At 59.6% G+C, this 15479-nt stretch carries 16 protein-coding genes; 13 read left to right on the top strand and 3 right to left on the bottom strand.

All coding sequences use genetic code 11. The features are described 5' to 3' along the window. Positions 1–106: 106 nt before the first annotated feature. The 4 genes from IB248_RS07290 to purB all read left to right on the top strand — a co-directional run bounded on the left by IB248_RS07290 (position 107) and on the right by purB (position 3790). On the top strand, positions 107–1189 hold the full coding sequence (locus IB248_RS07290) for a branched-chain amino acid ABC transporter substrate-binding protein (RefSeq protein WP_112648587.1): 1083 nt from the start codon (positions 107–109) through the stop codon (positions 1187–1189). Positions 1190–1231: 42 nt separating this feature from the next. Next, the gene (rpe, locus tag IB248_RS07285; RefSeq protein ID WP_018854888.1) at positions 1232–1912 is read left to right on the top strand and encodes a ribulose-phosphate 3-epimerase; all 681 of its coding nucleotides are present in this window, start codon (positions 1232–1234) and stop codon (positions 1910–1912) included. A 16-nt stretch (positions 1913–1928) separates the two neighbouring features. Next, positions 1929–2420 (top strand): hypothetical protein, encoded by a 492-nt coding sequence (locus tag IB248_RS07280; RefSeq protein WP_018854887.1) that lies wholly within the window; start codon positions 1929–1931, stop codon positions 2418–2420. 62 nt (positions 2421–2482) lie between these two features. Then, positions 2483–3790, top strand: a complete 1308-nt coding sequence (gene purB / locus IB248_RS07275) for an adenylosuccinate lyase (RefSeq protein ID WP_192240613.1) — start codon at positions 2483–2485, stop codon at positions 3788–3790. Positions 3791–3796: 6 nt separating this feature from the next. Here purB and IB248_RS07270 read toward each other — a convergent pair whose 3' ends face one another. After that, entirely contained in the window at positions 3797–4276 is a 480-nt protein-coding gene (locus IB248_RS07270; RefSeq protein WP_025661189.1) for a low affinity iron permease family protein, read from the bottom strand. 71 nt (positions 4277–4347) lie between these two features. Further along, positions 4348–5151: a DUF2189 domain-containing protein gene (locus IB248_RS07265; RefSeq protein ID WP_018854884.1), complete on the bottom strand. Its 804-nt coding sequence runs from the start codon at positions 5149–5151 to the stop codon at positions 4348–4350. A 158-nt stretch (positions 5152–5309) separates the two neighbouring features. Here IB248_RS07265 and IB248_RS07260 point away from each other — a divergent pair, with 158 nt between their 5' ends. The 7 genes from IB248_RS07260 (at position 5310) to IB248_RS07230 (ending at position 11218) form a co-directional block, all read left to right on the top strand. Next, complete coding sequence (locus IB248_RS07260) at positions 5310–5864, top strand: alpha/beta hydrolase (protein WP_018854883.1); 555 nt, start codon at positions 5310–5312, stop codon at positions 5862–5864. A 474-nt stretch (positions 5865–6338) separates the two neighbouring features. After that, positions 6339–8552, top strand: coding sequence for an EAL domain-containing protein (locus IB248_RS07255; RefSeq protein WP_245267899.1), 2214 nt, complete (start codon positions 6339–6341; stop codon positions 8550–8552). A gap of 231 nt (positions 8553–8783) precedes the next feature. Next, entirely contained in the window at positions 8784–9548 is a 765-nt protein-coding gene (gene purC / locus IB248_RS07250) for a phosphoribosylaminoimidazolesuccinocarboxamide synthase (RefSeq protein WP_007532892.1), read from the top strand. 33 nt (positions 9549–9581) lie between these two features. Further along, a complete protein-coding gene (purS, locus tag IB248_RS07245; protein ID WP_018854881.1) occupies positions 9582–9824 on the top strand; it encodes a phosphoribosylformylglycinamidine synthase subunit PurS in 243 nt (80 codons plus the stop codon). A 22-nt stretch (positions 9825–9846) separates the two neighbouring features. Further along, complete coding sequence (locus IB248_RS07240; RefSeq protein ID WP_025661192.1) at positions 9847–10092, top strand: hypothetical protein; 246 nt, start codon at positions 9847–9849, stop codon at positions 10090–10092. A gap of 8 nt (positions 10093–10100) precedes the next feature. Then, entirely contained in the window at positions 10101–10772 is a 672-nt protein-coding gene (gene purQ / locus IB248_RS07235) for a phosphoribosylformylglycinamidine synthase subunit PurQ (protein ID WP_018854879.1), read from the top strand. A 47-nt stretch (positions 10773–10819) separates the two neighbouring features. Next, positions 10820–11218, top strand: a complete 399-nt coding sequence (locus IB248_RS07230) for a hypothetical protein (RefSeq protein WP_169680275.1) — start codon at positions 10820–10822, stop codon at positions 11216–11218. Here IB248_RS07230 and IB248_RS07225 read toward each other — a convergent pair whose 3' ends face one another. Beyond that, positions 11219–11479: a DUF1127 domain-containing protein gene (locus IB248_RS07225; protein ID WP_169680274.1), complete on the bottom strand. Its 261-nt coding sequence runs from the start codon at positions 11477–11479 to the stop codon at positions 11219–11221. A gap of 78 nt (positions 11480–11557) precedes the next feature. Here IB248_RS07225 and IB248_RS07220 point away from each other — a divergent pair, with 78 nt between their 5' ends. Both IB248_RS07220 and purL read left to right on the top strand, forming a co-directional pair. Continuing rightward, entirely contained in the window at positions 11558–12976 is a 1419-nt protein-coding gene (locus tag IB248_RS07220) for a PLP-dependent aminotransferase family protein (protein ID WP_169680273.1), read from the top strand. 255 nt (positions 12977–13231) lie between these two features. Next, entirely contained in the window at positions 13232–15466 is a 2235-nt protein-coding gene (gene purL, locus IB248_RS07215) for a phosphoribosylformylglycinamidine synthase subunit PurL (RefSeq protein WP_169680272.1), read from the top strand. Positions 15467–15479 lie beyond the last annotated feature (13 nt).

Below are 15479 nucleotides of genomic sequence, written 5' to 3'. Positions count from 1 at the left end.
TTTCTACAAAAGCCAGGCGAAAAGCTTCCCAACCGTGCGTTTTTCTTTGACGATCGATGCCGGACGGATAAAAGAGCAGGACAAACGACACGGACCTGCGGCTTTTATGAATACTTTGCGTGGCCTAGCACTTCTGCCGATGCTGCTCCTTGCGGCCGGAGAATGCCATGCCGCCGGCCTCACGATTGGCGTTGTTGCGCCACAGACTGGCAACCTCGCGCCAATCGGAGCCCAGATCATTGCCGGTGCCACTGCCAGGATCCAGCAGGATGGCAACACGATCGTCACGGTCGCGGAGACTTGCGAGGAAAACAGCGGCGCGGCGATCGCTGACGCGTTGATCAATGCCAAGGTCCAGGTAGCCGTAGGCTTTCTCTGCAGCGAGACGCTCGAGGGCGCACTGCCAAAGCTGAAGGATGCCAATATCCCGGCGATTACCATCTCGGTGCGCTCACGCATCCTCATGGAAGACGCGCTAAAAAATGCCTGGCCGCTCTATCGAATGGCGCCGGCCGATGGCGCGGAAGCGGAGAAGATTATCGAGGTGATCGTACGGGAGTGGGCGGCCTCGCCGATCGCACTGGTCGAAGACGGCACTATCCATGGCCGGGAGCTTACGGAAGCGATCCGAAACGCGCTCGAGGAAAAAGGCCTCAAGCCGGTATTCACCGACACCTATCGACCGGGCCAGGAGCAGCAGGTTGCTCTTGTACGCCGCCTGAAGAAGGCCGGGGCGACAAAGGTATTTGTCGGCGGGGATCGCAGCGACGTTGCAGTGATCGCACGTGATGCAGCGGCGGAAAAGATTCAACTCGATATCCTCGGTGGCGACGCCATGCGGGCTGCCAACCAACCGCTCGCGCTTGCCGATGGCGTTTACGCCGTTGCCCTGCCGGACTATGCGGCGCGGCCGGAAGCGAAGTCGGTTGTCGATGCGTTACGCGCCGGCGGCGTCGAGCCGGAGGGCTATGTACTGCCTGCTTATGCAGCTGTGGAAATCGCGACGAAGGCTGTCCAGGATGCCGGCGCTGATGATAGGCCGATCGCGCAGCATATCGGCGGCACCTCCTTCGAGACGATTATCGGAAAGATTGCTTTCAACGCCGGCCATGAATTGGCCGATAACCCCTACCGCCTGCTGCTATGGCACGCCGGTTCGTTCGTGCTGCCAAGCGCTCCGATCGAATAGGCTTTGCCGCCGCCGCTGCACGAGTTTTACGGAGAGACGTCAATGACTACGCCCATTCGCATCGCGCCATCCATCCTTGCCGCCGATTTTGCCAAACTGGGCCAGGAAGTCCGTGACGTGACCGCGGCTGGAGCCGATTGGATTCACCTCGACGTCATGGACGGTCACTTCGTCCCAAACATTTCCTTCGGCCCTGATGTGATCAAATCGCTGCGTTCCTATACGGACGCCGTTTTTGATTGCCATCTGATGATTGCACCTGCCGATCCTTACCTGGAGGCCTTCGCCAAGGCGGGCTGCGACCGCATTACCGTCCATGCCGAAGCCGGGCCGCATCTCCACCGGTCGCTTCAAACTGTGCGCAGCCTGGGCAAAAAGGTCGGCGTCACCCTCAATCCGGCCACGCCGCTTTCGGCGCTAGAAAATGTCCTCGACGAGGTCGACCTCATCCTTATCATGTCGGTAAACCCCGGATTTGGCGGACAGAAATTCATTCCCGCGATGGCGGACAAGATTGCCGCCGCGCGGTCACTCATCGGTGACAGGCCGATCGATCTCGAAGTCGATGGTGGAGTAACAGTCGAAACGGCGCCGATCGTCGGCAAAGCTGGCGCCAATGTTCTCGTCGCAGGTTCGGCGATCTTCAAGGGCGGCTCGGTCGAGGCCTACAAGGCGGCCATCAGCGCCTTGCGCAGTGCCGCCGAAGGTCAGTCCAAGTCGTGATGAAAGCAGGCCGTCCTTGATCTCCGAGCGGCTCAAGGCGGCGCGCCCGCCTCTCCCCGATCTATTCGCAGGCGCAGTGCTCTGGGGCACGCAGATGCTCGCGTCCGCGATGGCCGCGCTCTGTTTCAGAAACGGAATGGAGACGGCACATCTCCGCGACCTCGCGCTACTCTATTTCACAGGCGGATTGCTGGCTTGGCCATTCATGTTGCCATTGGGTCGCTTCCTTGCGCACCGACGCTCGCCGGAGACGCGTTTTGCAGCCTTCTTCCTGACACTTGCTGCCGGGACGATCCTGATGACCGCCTTTCTATTCGCCATGGACTACCGGGTCTTCTACTCGGCGTGGCACGCTTCTTTTGGATCCCTGACGTGGGTGTTTCAATTCGTCTTCACCGGTGCCAGTGCAGTCTATCAGTTCGCCGTCCTTGGAATTCGCCTGTTTCTTCCGCTCGGCCTTCTCTGCCTTTTCGGCACTAGTGTTGCGCTTGCTAAACGCATGCGTTGAGATTGCCGCCTGTCTTTGATACAGGGGCGCCAGCATTTCCTTATGAACGAAAGCAGGAAGCCATGATCCCGCGCTATTCCCGGCCAGAGATGGTCGCCATCTGGTCGCCCGAAACCAAATTCTGCATCTGGTTCGAGATCGAGGCTCACGCCTGCGATGCGCTCGCCGAACTGGGTGTCATCCCGAAATCGGCTGCGAAGACGATCTGGGAACGAGGCGGCGCCGCCACGTTCGACGTTGCGCGGATCGATGAAATCGAGGCCGTCACCAAGCACGATGTCATTGCCTTCCTGACGCACCTTTCAGAGATCGTCGGTTCCGATGCGCGTTTCGTCCACCAGGGCATGACGTCTTCTGACGTTCTCGACACCACATTCAACATCCAACTCGTCCGCGCAGCCGACATCCTGCTCGCCGACATGGATCGTCTGCTCGCCGCTCTCAAGGCACGCGCCTTCGAACACAAGGACACCGTCCGCATCGGTCGCAGCCACGGCATTCATGCCGAGCCGACCACGATGGGCCTGACGCTCGCGCGCTTCTACGCCGAGATGAGCCGCAACCGCGCCCGCCTGCTGGCCGCGCGTGCCGAAATCGCCACCGGTGCGGTCTCCGGCGCTGTCGGCACTTTCGCCAATATCGACCCGCGCGTCGAGGAACATGTCTGCGCCAAGCTCGGCCTGGTGCCGGAGCCGGTTTCGACGCAGGTCATTCCGCGCGACCGGCATGCGATGTTCTTCGCCATCCTCGGCGTCATTGCCTCTTCGATCGAAAACGTCGCGATCGAGATTCGCCATATGCAGCGCACGGAAGTCCTGGAAGCTGAGGAATACTTCTCGCCCGGCCAGAAGGGCTCTTCGGCCATGCCGCACAAGCGTAACCCGGTCCTGACTGAAAACCTGACCGGTCTGGCGCGCCTGGTGCGCATGTCGGTCGTTCCCGCCATGGAGAACGTCGCCCTGTGGCATGAGCGCGATATCAGCCATTCGAGCGTCGAGCGCGGCATCGGGCCCGACACGACGATCACGCTCGACTTTGCCCTCAACCGTTTGGCCGGCGTCATCGAGAAACTCGTGGTCTATCCCGACAACATGATGAAGAACCTCGACAAGTTCCGTGGCCTCGTGCATTCGCAGCGCGTGCTTCTGGCGCTGACACAGGCAGGCGTTTCCCGCGAGGATGCCTACCGGCTCGTCCAGCGAAACGCCATGAAGGTGTGGGAACAGGGCAAGGATTTCCTGGAGGAGCTGCTTGCCGACTCCGAGGTCCGTGCCGCGCTCTCCGAAGAGGAAATCCGCGAGAAATTCGACCTTGGCTATCATACCAAGCACGTTGATACGATCTTCCGGCGCGTCTTCGGCGCTGCCTAAGCTGGATTACCGAGACGGCGCCTTCACGGGCGCCGTTTTACGCTTCGTCTTCTTGAGCCTTGCCGACGCGCTCGCCTCGCCTCCACCATTTTGACCGTTGGACGCTTTTGACGACCGTTGATTGCGAACGCCTTTCGCCGCCTTGGCAACGAGGCGATCGAGATGTTGGAGGTCCTCGTCGTCAAGATGCTCGATGCCGATGAAGCGGTTTTCCGCGTGGCTGGTGAGTATGATTTCGTTGAGTTTGGCCTGCACCGCCCGAGCATCCCGCGTCTGCGCGTTCTGAAGCACGAACACCATCAGGAAGGTAATGATGGTCGTTCCGGTGTTGATGACCAGTTGCCAAGTCTCGGAGAAATCGAAGACCGGGCCTGTCCCTGCCCATACCGCGACGAGTACGACCGCCAGCACGAACGTGGCGGGCCTGCCTGCCCATTCAGAAGTCCTGCTGGCAAAGCGGGTAAACAGATGCTGCGGCGTTGCCATGTATAACCTCCCTCGGTATTCGCCTCAGCGAAACTCCCAGGGAGGTGTTGCAGTTCCCGGCGCCCTGACTGTCAGACCACTGGCGGTGCCACGAGCTTCCTATACAGGTGCCAACTGGCATGCCCGAGGATCGGCATCACCAACGCCAACCCGACAAAGAGCGGGATGGTGCCGACGATGAGAGAAACGGCGATGATCAGCCCCCAGCAGAAGACGGGGATCGGGTTGGCGACGGTCGCTCTGACCGATGTCTCCATCGCGCAGACGAGACCGACATCCCGATCCAGCAACAACGGGAAGGTGACGACGGTCGTGGCCAACACGATAATAGCAAAGCCCAGACCAAGCACGTGTCCCCAAATGATCAACTGCAGCCCTGCAGCCGTGCCGAAGATCTCTGAGAGGAAGAGCGAGATCGATCGCGGGAAAACGTCGCCGAACACGTTGGCATAGAGCGTCTGCGCAGCGACAAGCCAGACGACGAAGAAGCCAAACAGCAACAATCCGCCAGCAATGATCGATGGAAACGCTGGCGATCCTGTTACCTCGAGCGCGTGCCTCCACGAGGTATCCATGCCAGCTTCGCGCCTGCGGCTGATCTCATAGAGCCCGATCGCGGCGATAGGGCCGATCAGTGCAAAGCCCGATACCAGCGGAAAAATCATCGGCAGGAGGTTAGCACTTGACGTCGCGACAGCGAGAAAAATGCCGGCAATCGGATACATCAGGCACAAAAATACATAGTGGGATGGTTTTTCACGAAAATCGTCGAGGCCGCGCCGTAGCGCATCAAAGACATCCGAAACGCTGATCTTGTTGACGACCGGGCGTGTGTAGACATCGCTTGCACCCGACATAACATGGAATGCCGTCATGGCTTTCTCCTCCTCAGCCAAGATAGCCGGCAGCGAAAGGATCGGCGACAACGCCGATACGAGACGCAACCGGCACTGCCAAAAACATAACAAATTTCAGAAGCCTTGTCCCACCCTCCCTTGACATCGCCGTCGAGCTTTCTCACATCCGCGCCATCATGAAAGCTTCAGACGCCGAAATCCTCATCATTCCCGGTTATACGAATTCCGGCCCCGATCATTGGCAAAGCCGCTGGGAGGCCAAGCTCAGCACGGCTCGTCGTGTCGAACAGGCAGAATGGTCGAAGCCGGTCCGCGACGATTGGGTTCAGCGGATCGCCGAGGAGGTGAACGCTGCCACGCGACCGGTGGTGCTGGTTGCGCATTCCCTTGGCATTCCATCGGCGATCCATGCAATTCCCCATTTTCGCAACAAGATAGCCGGGGCATTCTTCGTTGCACCGCCCGATGTCGCCAATCCGGCAATACGGCCGAAGCACCTGATGACATTCGGCCCGTACCCGCGGGATCCACTTCCCTTCCCGACAATCACGATCGCCAGCCGCAACGATCCCTTCGGCAGCTACGAGCACGCCGATGACATCGCTGCAAGCTGGGGATCCCTCCTCATTGACGCTGGTGAGGCCGGCCATATCAACACCGAGTCCGGCCACGGGCCTTGGCCGGAAGGAACAATGGTGTTTGCCCAATTCCTTGGCCGTTTGAAGCCGTAATACCGGACGCTTTGGCAGAACCGCAATTCACAGTCGGGCATTGCATCGCCGCGCCCAGCACGGGAACGCTCGGGCGGTTTTAGCTGAGCAATCGGCTAGTCACCCTCTCCGCGAATGAAGAGAACGCCCGCCAGGCCCACAAGAACGATGCATTGCAGTATGAACATCGGCCATTCTGGAGACATCGCATTCCCTCCGCCAATTGGGGCGATATAGGGCACCACTGCACAAGTGAATGGGCATTGTCGAACCTTGTCTGCGCCCCTCAGGCTACGCAGGGCGGAACGCACAACCAAGTAATTGTTTTTACGTAGATATTATTTTTATGGCATTAAGGGCTGTTTAATTCAATGCATCCAAAATATACACGCGCCAGGAGAGCGAGTACGCAGATTGAAACGATCGACACCCGGCAACCGGGGCAAACCGAAGACCAAGCTTCATGCGACCGGGCTCGACGACCACGCGCCCCCAATAAATAGCGCCGAACTCTCGGAGCGCGAGAGTCGCTGGAACTACGCTCTTGTCGGGTCAGGCCTCGGCGTCTGGGACCACGATCTTCGTCTTGGCAAGCGTTACTATTCCGATACCTGGAAGACCATTCGTGGCATGGCGCCCGATGAGGATGCCGACGGGGATTATGACACTTGGATTGAACTCATCCACCCCGATGATCGGGAATTCGTCGTAAGGGCGATCGATCGTCAGAATGCAGGCGATCCGGACTATCAGATTTTCGTGTATCGCGAGCGCCACAGGGACGGCCACTGGATCTGGATCGAATGCCGTGGTGCTTGTGTCGAATGGGACGAAAATGGCGCCCCTGCCCGCCTCGTCGGCACCGATACCGACATCACCGAGCGCAAGGAGGCGGAGGAGCGGCTGGCGCACGTGTCGCGACGCCTCGATCTCGCGCTTGATATCTCCAATATCGGCGTCTTCGAGGCCGACATCGAGAATGGCACTGTCGATTGGGACGACCGTCTTCTGGCGATCTACGGCATTACTGGGACGTCGCCAGCCACCACGGGCGATGCCTGGGAGGCTTCGCTGCATCCCAATGACAGGGAACGTGTGCTAGCGACCATCAGCGAGAGCATCGCTGACAACACCGATTTTGAGCACGAATTCCGCATCATCCGGCAGGACGGCATCGAGCGCGTCATCCGCGCAAAGGCGGCATTTTTTCTCGACAGCGACGGACGCCGCAAGCTGATCGGTGCGAATTGGGATGTCACTGCCGAAGTCCGGCTCAATAACGAGTTGCAGCGCGCCAAGGATCTCGCCGAAGCCCGCAATAGGGAGCTCGAAAGCGCCAAGGAAAACATCGAGCACCTGGCGCTGCATGATTACCTCACCAACTTACCCAATCGCCGATACCTGGATCGCATGCTGGACGAGCGTTCCGCCGAATGTCGCCGGACCGGCCTGACGCTCGCGATCCTCCATATCGATCTCGATCGCTTCAAGCAGATCAACGATACGCTCGGCCACCGTGCCGGCGACGCGATGCTGAAGCACGTTGCGCAGGTGCTGAAAAGGAACGTCCGTTCCACTGATTTCGTCGCTCGTATTGGTGGCGACGAGTTCGTGGTCCTGTGTACCCTCGACGTCACACCAAGGAAGATCTCTAATCTGGCCGAACGCATCATCCGCGAGCTCTGCAAGCCTATTCGCTACGAGGGCCATGATTGCCGTTTCGGCGCAAGTATAGGAATCGCCACGGGGGACGGTCCGGCGCTGGATGCCAAGCAACTTCTGCTAAATGCCGATATCGCGCTCTACCGTGCAAAGAGTGGTGGACGCAATCGCCACGAATTCTTCTCGACCGATGAGCGCCGCCGCATCATCGCCAGCAAGCGACTGGCCGACGAAATCCTGCTGGGCCTGGAACGCGGCGAGTTTATCCCGTTCTACCAGTTGCAGTTCCAGGCGCGAACGCTCGAGGTTGCCGGCGTCGAGACGCTGGCGCGCTGGCAGCACCGCGAACACGGTTTGCTGGCCCCCGATCGCTTCCTCGCGATTGCCGAAGATCTGGATGTTGTCTCGACGATCGACGGTCTTATCCTCGAGCAGGCACTGGCGGATCGCCAGCGATGGGAGGATGAAGGGCTTCGCATCCCGAAGATCGCAGTCAACGTCTCGTCTCGTCGCCTCGCCGATCCGAACCTTGCGAAGAAGCTTCGCGGACTGAAGATCGAGCCTCGCACGATCTCCTTCGAACTGCTTGAATCGATCTCGCTGGACGATTGCGATGATGCCGTGACCGCCAATCTCCGGCAGCTACGCCGCCTCGGCATCGATATCGAGATCGATGACTTCGGCACGGGCCACGCGTCGATTGTTAGCCTTTTGAAGCTGAGCCCGAAGACCTTGAAAATCGACCGCGAGCTGATCCGCATGCTGCCCCACTCGGCAGAGCAGCGGAAGCTCGTCCGTTCGATCATCGACATCGGTCGTTCGCTGAACATTCTCGTCACGGCTGAGGGGGTGGAGACGATGGACCACGTCCGAATCCTCTGCGACCTCGGTTGCGACATGCTCCAGGGCTACGCGCTGGCCCGCCCGATGCCCGCACTGCAGATAGCGCCCTTTGCACGCGCTGCGTCCTGGCGGGGCGTGGAAGGCCCAGCCCGCGGCCTGCAACAGGACCTGCGCAAGTCGATCAACAGCTCCGGCCAAAGATAAAGGCCTGCATGACTCCGCCGAGACGGACGGCTCACATTCCGTTGATCGCAAAAAACCTGTAAACTGCTTCGCAGAAAGTCTTCGATTCTCTTAGCGGCACTCCGGCAATCCCGGATTCCGGGGAAGGAGTGACAGGCGGATTGTGAAACCCTCGCTTTTCCTTTAAGGGGACGCCACGAGATCGATCCACTCGCGCTATCCCAAGAGCGCCAACGATAGAGAACAATTGCAATGAACCGTCGCCGCCGTATTTACGAGGGCAAGGCCAAGATTCTGTATGAGGGCCCGGAACCGGGCACGCTGATCCAGTTCTTCAAAGACGATGCCACCGCCTTCAACAAGAAAAAGCACGAAGTCATCGATGGCAAGGGCGTTCTGAACAACCGCATTTCGGAATACATTTTCAGCCATCTGAACAAGATCGGCATTCCGACGCATTTTATTCGTCGCCTCAACATGCGCGAGCAGTTGATCCGCGAAGTCGAAATGATCCCGCTTGAGATCGTTGTACGCAACGTTGCCGCCGGCTCGCTGTCCAAGCGCCTTGGCATCGAGGAAGGCGTCGTGCTGCCACGCTCGATCATCGAGTTCTATTATAAGTCCGACGCGCTCGACGATCCGATGGTTTCCGAGGAGCACATCACGGCATTTGGCTGGGCGAACCCCGCCGAACTCGATGATATCATGGCGCTTGCCATTCGCGTCAACGACTTCATGACCGGTCTTTTCCTCGGCGTCGGCATCCAGCTTGTCGACTTCAAGATCGAATGCGGTCGCCTGTACGAAGGCGACATGATGCGCATCATACTGGCCGATGAGATTTCGCCGGACTCCTGCCGTCTCTGGGATATCGATACCCGTGAAAAGATGGACAAGGACCGCTTCCGCCGGGACATGGGTGGACTTCTCGAAGCCTATTCGGAAGTTGCGCGCCGCCTCGGCATCATCAACGAGAACGAGCCTGTGCGCGGCACCGGACCGGTGCTCGTGAAGTAAGACTTTCAGGCCAAGCAAGACAGGGAAGATAAAGTGATCAAGGCTCGTGTAACCGTCACGCTGAAGAACGGCGTTCTCGATCCGCAGGGCAAGGCAATCGAGGGCGCCCTCGGTGCTCTCGGCTTCGATGGTGTCGGCCATGTCCGTCAGGGCAAGGTTTTCGACGTCGAACTCGAAGGCGCTGACAAGGAGAAAGCGGCGAGCGACCTCAAGGCAATGTGTGAGAAACTCCTCGCAAATACGGTGATCGAGAACTATAATATTTCCGTCGACTAATCTTGGTCGTGGAGCGCACTCGATGGCTGAATTGACGCAAGAGCTCATGCTTGAGTTGTTGACGAAGATGAACGAGCACATCGATACGCTGGACGCGTCGCTTGACGAGATCCGAAGCGAAATGCATTGCATGCGCGACACGATGACCACGATGGAGCAGGAAATACACAGTATTTACGGTGTTCTCGGTCGGCACGAAGGCCGGCTGGAGCGTATTGAAAAGCGTCTCGTACTCAGAGAACTTGCAGAAGCACAAACAAGGTTTTAGCCGCACTCATGAAATCAGCCGTCGTTCAACTTCCGGGTCTCAATCGCGATCGAGACATGATCGCAGCACTGACGAAAATCTCCGGTCACGCGCCGGTGACCATCTGGCAAACGGAGACGGATATTCCGGACGTCGACCTGATCGTCATCCCCGGCGGCTTTTCCTATGGCGACTACCTCCGGTGCGGCGCTATCGCAGCGCGCATGCCGGTCATGCAGGCGATCATCGAAAAGGCAAACAAGGGCGTCAAGGTTCTCGGCGTTTGTAACGGGTTCCAGATCCTGCTCGAGGCAGGTCTGCTTCCTGGCGCGCTGATGCGCAATGCCTCGCTCAAATTCGTCTGCCGCGAGATCAAGCTCGAAGTCGTCAACGCCGACACCGATTTCACCCGCGCCTATTCCAAGGGTCAGATCATTCGCAGCCCAGTCGCCCATCACGACGGCAACTACTTCGCCGACGCCGAGACCCTGGCAAAGATCGAAGGCAGCGGCCAGGTCGTATTCCGCTATGCGGAAGGCACCAACCCGAACGGCTCGATCAACGATATTGCCGCGGTCATGAACGATAAGGGCAACGTCCTCGGCATGATGCCGCATCCCGAAAACCTCATCGAAGCAGCGCATGGCGGTTCCGACGGCCGTGGTCTGTTCGCATCCGCCCTCGAGGTAATCGCAGCTTAACCTTCGGCACGTAAGAGGCCATTCATCCAGTCCATTGGAGCAAGTTGATGCGTCCTCGCCTTTCGATGACACGTGTTCTCGCGATTGCCGCAACGGCGGCGCTGGTCGCGTCCTGCCAATCGAACACGCCCGCGAAGGGTCCTGACCGCAGCGCGCTGTCCACCATGGAGCGCGTTGCTCTCGGTGCGAACGCCTGCTGGTTCAAGTCGGGCGACGCGGCCTTTGCCGCATACAGGTTGGCGCCGGAGTTGAATTCCTTCTCCGGTCGTCCGCGCATTCTCGTCGTGCACAAGGGAAGCCCCGAAAGCCGCCCATTGCTCGTTGTTCAGGCAGAGGGCAACCCCTCCAAGCTCGATGCCTTCGGTCCGATGATGCAAGGCGCCACCGGACCGCGGATCGTCAAGGATGTCACCCGCTGGGCCTCCGGCGGCAAGGCTTGCGGCTGATCAGTCCCAAAAGAACGACTTGCTGGCCTCCTTGTTCGCCTCGGCGCGCGTGACGCCAATGTCCAGCAGTTCGGCGTCCGTCAGATCACGCAACACCCTGCGGCTCTCTCGCTTCTGATGCCACGATGTTAGTCGTTGCAATGCGGACACCAGCAAGGTGCGCGGCACACGGCGAGAGTCTTGCTGAATGCGGCATTGTATCGATTGCACCTTGGAAGGGAGCGGTGCAATCCGGAGCTCGTTCTCTGGAACGGCGGACATTTCATTCTCCACGTGGATTGTGTCTGTAATTCAGATAATCTTGACGGACGAAGGGTGACAATATAGAGAATTGTCATCATGACAAATTGGCTCCCAGACGTTTCGCGCGGTTTCGGCCCGGTTTACCTCCGGATTGCGGACAGCATTGAATCAGCCATTGCCGCAGGTACATTGCCCGCTGGCAGCAAGTTGCCGCCGCAGCGAAACCTTGCCTACGACATAGGCGTGACAATCGGGACAATCGGCCGGGCCTATGCGCTGGTGCACGAACGCGGCCTCGTCGCGGGAGAAGTCGGCCGCGGCACATATGTCCTGGATCGCGCCGAGACGGCACCCGGCAATCAGCCGGACCCACTGACCATCGCGCTCGGCGGCACGCGTCCGATTGATGCGCCGGCCGGCAAGATACGCTTTGACACCACCGCGGCTCCGGACCTCGGCCAGGGCAAGATCATCGGCAGCGTGCTCGCCGCAATCGGCGAGGAGCAGCTTTCCGAGATTTCGTCCTATTCCCGTGTTTTCCCGCAAAATTGGTACGAGGCAGGGCGGCGCTGGCTCGCCAGGAACGATTGGACGCCCGACACCGAAAACATCGTCCCTACCCTCGGCGCACACGCGGCGGCGGTCTCGGTGATTTCGGCCGTGTCGTCGCCCGGTGACAAGATCGTATTTGAAGATTTGAGCTATACGCAGGTCAGCCGCAGCGCCCGCATTCTTGGTCGCCGTACGATCACCGTCGACTCCGACGAGAACGGCGTAATCCCCGATGACTTCGAGCGCTTGTGTCTTCAGCAGCATCCCAAGCTCGCGTTCCTCATGCCGACCGCGCACAATCCCACCCTGGCTACGATGCCTTGCGAGCGGCGGGTACGGATCGCGGAGATTGCACGCAGGCATGGCGTCTGGCTGATAGAGGACGATCTCTACGGTGGCATGACTGGAGACGAAAATCCCCTGCTGGCGTCGCTCGCGCCCGATCGCACCTTCCTGATCAGTGGCCTTTCAAAGTCCGTGGCTGCCGGAGTGCGCGGCGGCTGGGTCGCCTGCCCGCCGCATTTTGCGCAGCGGATCAAGGTAACGCACAAGATGATTACGGGCGGGCTGCCTTTCATTCTGGCCGAGGCTTGCGCCCGTCTCGTTCAGAGCGGCCAAGCACACGAAATCCGCAAGGCAAGCACGGCCGAACTGGCCATCCGCGAGCGCCTCGCACGGCAACAACTACAGGGATACGATTTTGTGTCCCATCCGCATGTTCCCTTCCTCTGGCTGAAGCTGCCCGATCCCTGGCTCTCGGGAACCTTCAAGAACGCCGCCTATAGAGATGGCGTGCTGATCGATGACGAGGACGAGTTCAAGGCCGCTCGCGCCGAGAAAGTTTATCACCGCGTGAGGATAGGCTTCTCGTCCCCCAGAAACCGTGACGATCTGGTTGCAGGATTGATGACTTTGAGACGCCTACTAGAAAGCGGCGGCGCCGGCTATGATGGTGAGATTTGAAGCGACGGCAGATCGGCCGCAGACCAGCGACAAAGCATCGTCGGTCGGCAAAAATGCTTTACCCGCCGATGATCGATGGTGCGTAATTCGGATTACGCGCGCCGGCATCCAGGTCGGCTACAAGTTTTGAGCTGGCACGATAGTCGCCTTTTGGTGCCTGCTGTCTGTTAACAGCGGGCATTTTCCTATCGCGCGTTTCATTCACTTAGGCTAAAGACACCGCAATCGCGCAACGGCAGGGACTTCCGAGAGCTCATGACCATTTCCAATACCCGCCCGATCACCCCCGAACTGATTGCCGCCCACGGCCTGAAGCCAGACGAGTATCAGCGGATCTTGAGCCTGATCGGACGCGAACCGACTTTCACCGAGCTCGGCATCTTTTCGGCCATGTGGAACGAGCACTGCTCTTACAAATCCTCCAAGAAGTGGCTGCGTACGCTGCCGACCAAAGGTCCGCGCGTCATTCAGGGCCCAGGTGAAAATGCCGGTGTTGTCGATATCGATGACGGCGACTGCGTAGTCTTCAAGATGGAGAGCCACAACCACCCGTCCTACATCGAGCCATATCAGGGCGCGGCCACAGGCGTCGGGGGCATTCTGCGCGACGTCTTCACCATGGGTGCACGCCCGATCGCAGCAATGAATGCGCTGCGTTTCGGCGAGCCGGACCATCCGAAGACCCGTCACCTAGTCTCCGGTGTCGTCTCGGGCGTCGGCGGTTATGGAAACTCCTTCGGCGTTCCGACGGTCGGCGGCGAAGTCGAGTTCGACGCGCGTTATAACGGCAATATCCTGGTCAACGCCTTCGCGGCTGGCCTGGCCAAGTCGAATGCCATCTTCCTCTCGGAAGCCAAGGGCGTCGGCTTGCCGGTCGTCTATCTCGGCGCAAAGACCGGCCGCGACGGCGTCGGCGGTGCGACCATGGCCTCGGCCGAATTCGATGAGTCCATCGAGGAAAAGCGTCCGACCGTCCAGGTCGGCGATCCCTTCACCGAAAAGTGCCTGCTGGAAGCCTGCCTCGAGCTGATGCAGACCGGCGCCGTCATCGCCATCCAAGACATGGGTGCTGCCGGCCTCACCTGCTCGGCCGTCGAAATGGGTGCAAAGGGCGATCTCGGCATTCTGCTCGATCTCGATACCGTGCCGGTGCGCGAAGAGCAGATGACCGCCTACGAAATGATGCTGTCCGAAAGCCAGGAGCGCATGCTCATGGTTCTGGAGCCGGAAAAGGAAGCCGTGGCGAAGGCGATCTTCACCAAGTGGGGCCTGGATTTTGCGATCGTCGGCAAGACCACCGACGACCTGCGCTTCCGCGTTGTCCATCAGGGCGAAGAAGTCGCCAACCTGCCGATCAAGGATCTCGGCGACCAGGCGCCGGAATATGATCGTCCGTGGCGAGAATCGGACAAGCGTGCGCCGCTGCCCGCGAACCTCGTTGCCGCACCGGCAGACTACGGCCAGGCGCTATTGCAGCTCGTTGGCTCTCCCAATCAATCGAGCCGCCGTTGGGTTTACGAACAGTACGACACCCTGATCCAGGGCAACTCACTCCAGCTTCCGGGAGGTGATGCAGGCGTCGTTCGCGTCGAGAACCATCCGACCAAGGCTCTTGCATTCTCGTCCGATGTGACGCCGCGCTATGTCGAGGCCGATCCGTTCGAGGGCGGCAAGCAGGCAGTCGCAGAATGCTGGCGCAACATCACGGCTACCGGCGCAGAGCCGCTGGCGGCGACCGACAACCTGAACTTCGGCAACCCTGAAAAGCCGGAAATCATGGGCCAGTTCGTTCAGGCCGTGAAAGGCATCGGCGAAGCCTGCCGCGTCCTCGACTTCCCCATCGTGTCGGGGAACGTCTCGCTCTACAATGAAACCAACGGCGTTGCGATCCTGCCGACACCGACGATCGCTGGCGTCGGCCTTCTGCCCGACTGGAAGAAGATGGCGCGCATCGGCAGCGCCTCGAATGGCGATAAGGTAATCATGATCGGTACGGACGGCAGCCATCTCGGTTCGTCGGCCTATCTGCGCGATGTCGTCGGCAGCACTGAAGGCCCCGCTCCCGAGGTCGATCTCCTCGCGGAGCGCCGTAACGGCAACTTCGTCCGCTCGGTCATCCGAAACGGCCAGGCAACGAGCTGCCACGATATCTCTTCCGGCGGCCTCGTTCTGGCTCTCGCCGAAATGGCGATGGCGTCAGGCAAGGGCCTCAAGATCGATCTTCGTGAAAGCAAAGGTGCACCGCACGCGCTCCTATTCGGCGAAGATCAGGCCCGCTACGTGCTGACGGTGCCAGCGGATGTTGCCAATTTCGTCTGCGCCAACGCCGAAGGTGCGGGTGTACCTTTCCGCCGCCTCGGCACTGTCGAAGGTGAAAGCCTCGTGATTGACGATCTGCTGTCGCTGCCGATTCAGCAATTGCGCGACGCCCATGAATCATGGTTCCCTGATTACATGGAAGGCCATGGCACACTGGCTGCCACGGAATAATGCGCAAGGAGTA

The organism is Rhizobium sp. RHZ01 (assembly GCF_014851595.1).
In the GTDB taxonomy this organism is placed as follows: Bacteria; Pseudomonadota; Alphaproteobacteria; order Rhizobiales; family Rhizobiaceae; genus Rhizobium; species Rhizobium altiplani.
The sequence above is the reverse complement of the archived record's forward strand: the minus strand, read 5'-3'. Positions and strand labels throughout refer to the sequence as shown.

Coding starts and splice junctions, on each gene's coding strand:
- IB248_RS07290 (WP_112648587.1), top strand. CDS start 107: ATGAATACTTTGCGTGGCCTAGCACTTCTGCCGATGCTGCTCCTTGCG.
- rpe (WP_018854888.1), top strand. CDS start 1,232: ATGACTACGCCCATTCGCATCGCGCCATCCATCCTTGCCGCCGATTTT.
- purB (WP_192240613.1), top strand. CDS start 2,483: ATGATCCCGCGCTATTCCCGGCCAGAGATGGTCGCCATCTGGTCGCCC.
- IB248_RS07270 (WP_025661189.1), bottom strand. CDS start 4,276: ATGGCAACGCCGCAGCATCTGTTTACCCGCTTTGCCAGCAGGACTTCT.
- IB248_RS07265 (WP_018854884.1), bottom strand. CDS start 5,151: ATGACGGCATTCCATGTTATGTCGGGTGCAAGCGATGTCTACACACGC.
- IB248_RS07260 (WP_018854883.1), top strand. CDS start 5,310: ATGAAAGCTTCAGACGCCGAAATCCTCATCATTCCCGGTTATACGAAT.
- purC (WP_007532892.1), top strand. CDS start 8,784: ATGAACCGTCGCCGCCGTATTTACGAGGGCAAGGCCAAGATTCTGTAT.
- IB248_RS07240 (WP_025661192.1), top strand. CDS start 9,847: ATGGCTGAATTGACGCAAGAGCTCATGCTTGAGTTGTTGACGAAGATG.
- purQ (WP_018854879.1), top strand. CDS start 10,101: ATGAAATCAGCCGTCGTTCAACTTCCGGGTCTCAATCGCGATCGAGAC.
- IB248_RS07230 (WP_169680275.1), top strand. CDS start 10,820: ATGCGTCCTCGCCTTTCGATGACACGTGTTCTCGCGATTGCCGCAACG.
- IB248_RS07225 (WP_169680274.1), bottom strand. CDS start 11,479: ATGTCCGCCGTTCCAGAGAACGAGCTCCGGATTGCACCGCTCCCTTCC.
- IB248_RS07220 (WP_169680273.1), top strand. CDS start 11,558: ATGACAAATTGGCTCCCAGACGTTTCGCGCGGTTTCGGCCCGGTTTAC.
- purL (WP_169680272.1), top strand. CDS start 13,232: ATGACCATTTCCAATACCCGCCCGATCACCCCCGAACTGATTGCCGCC.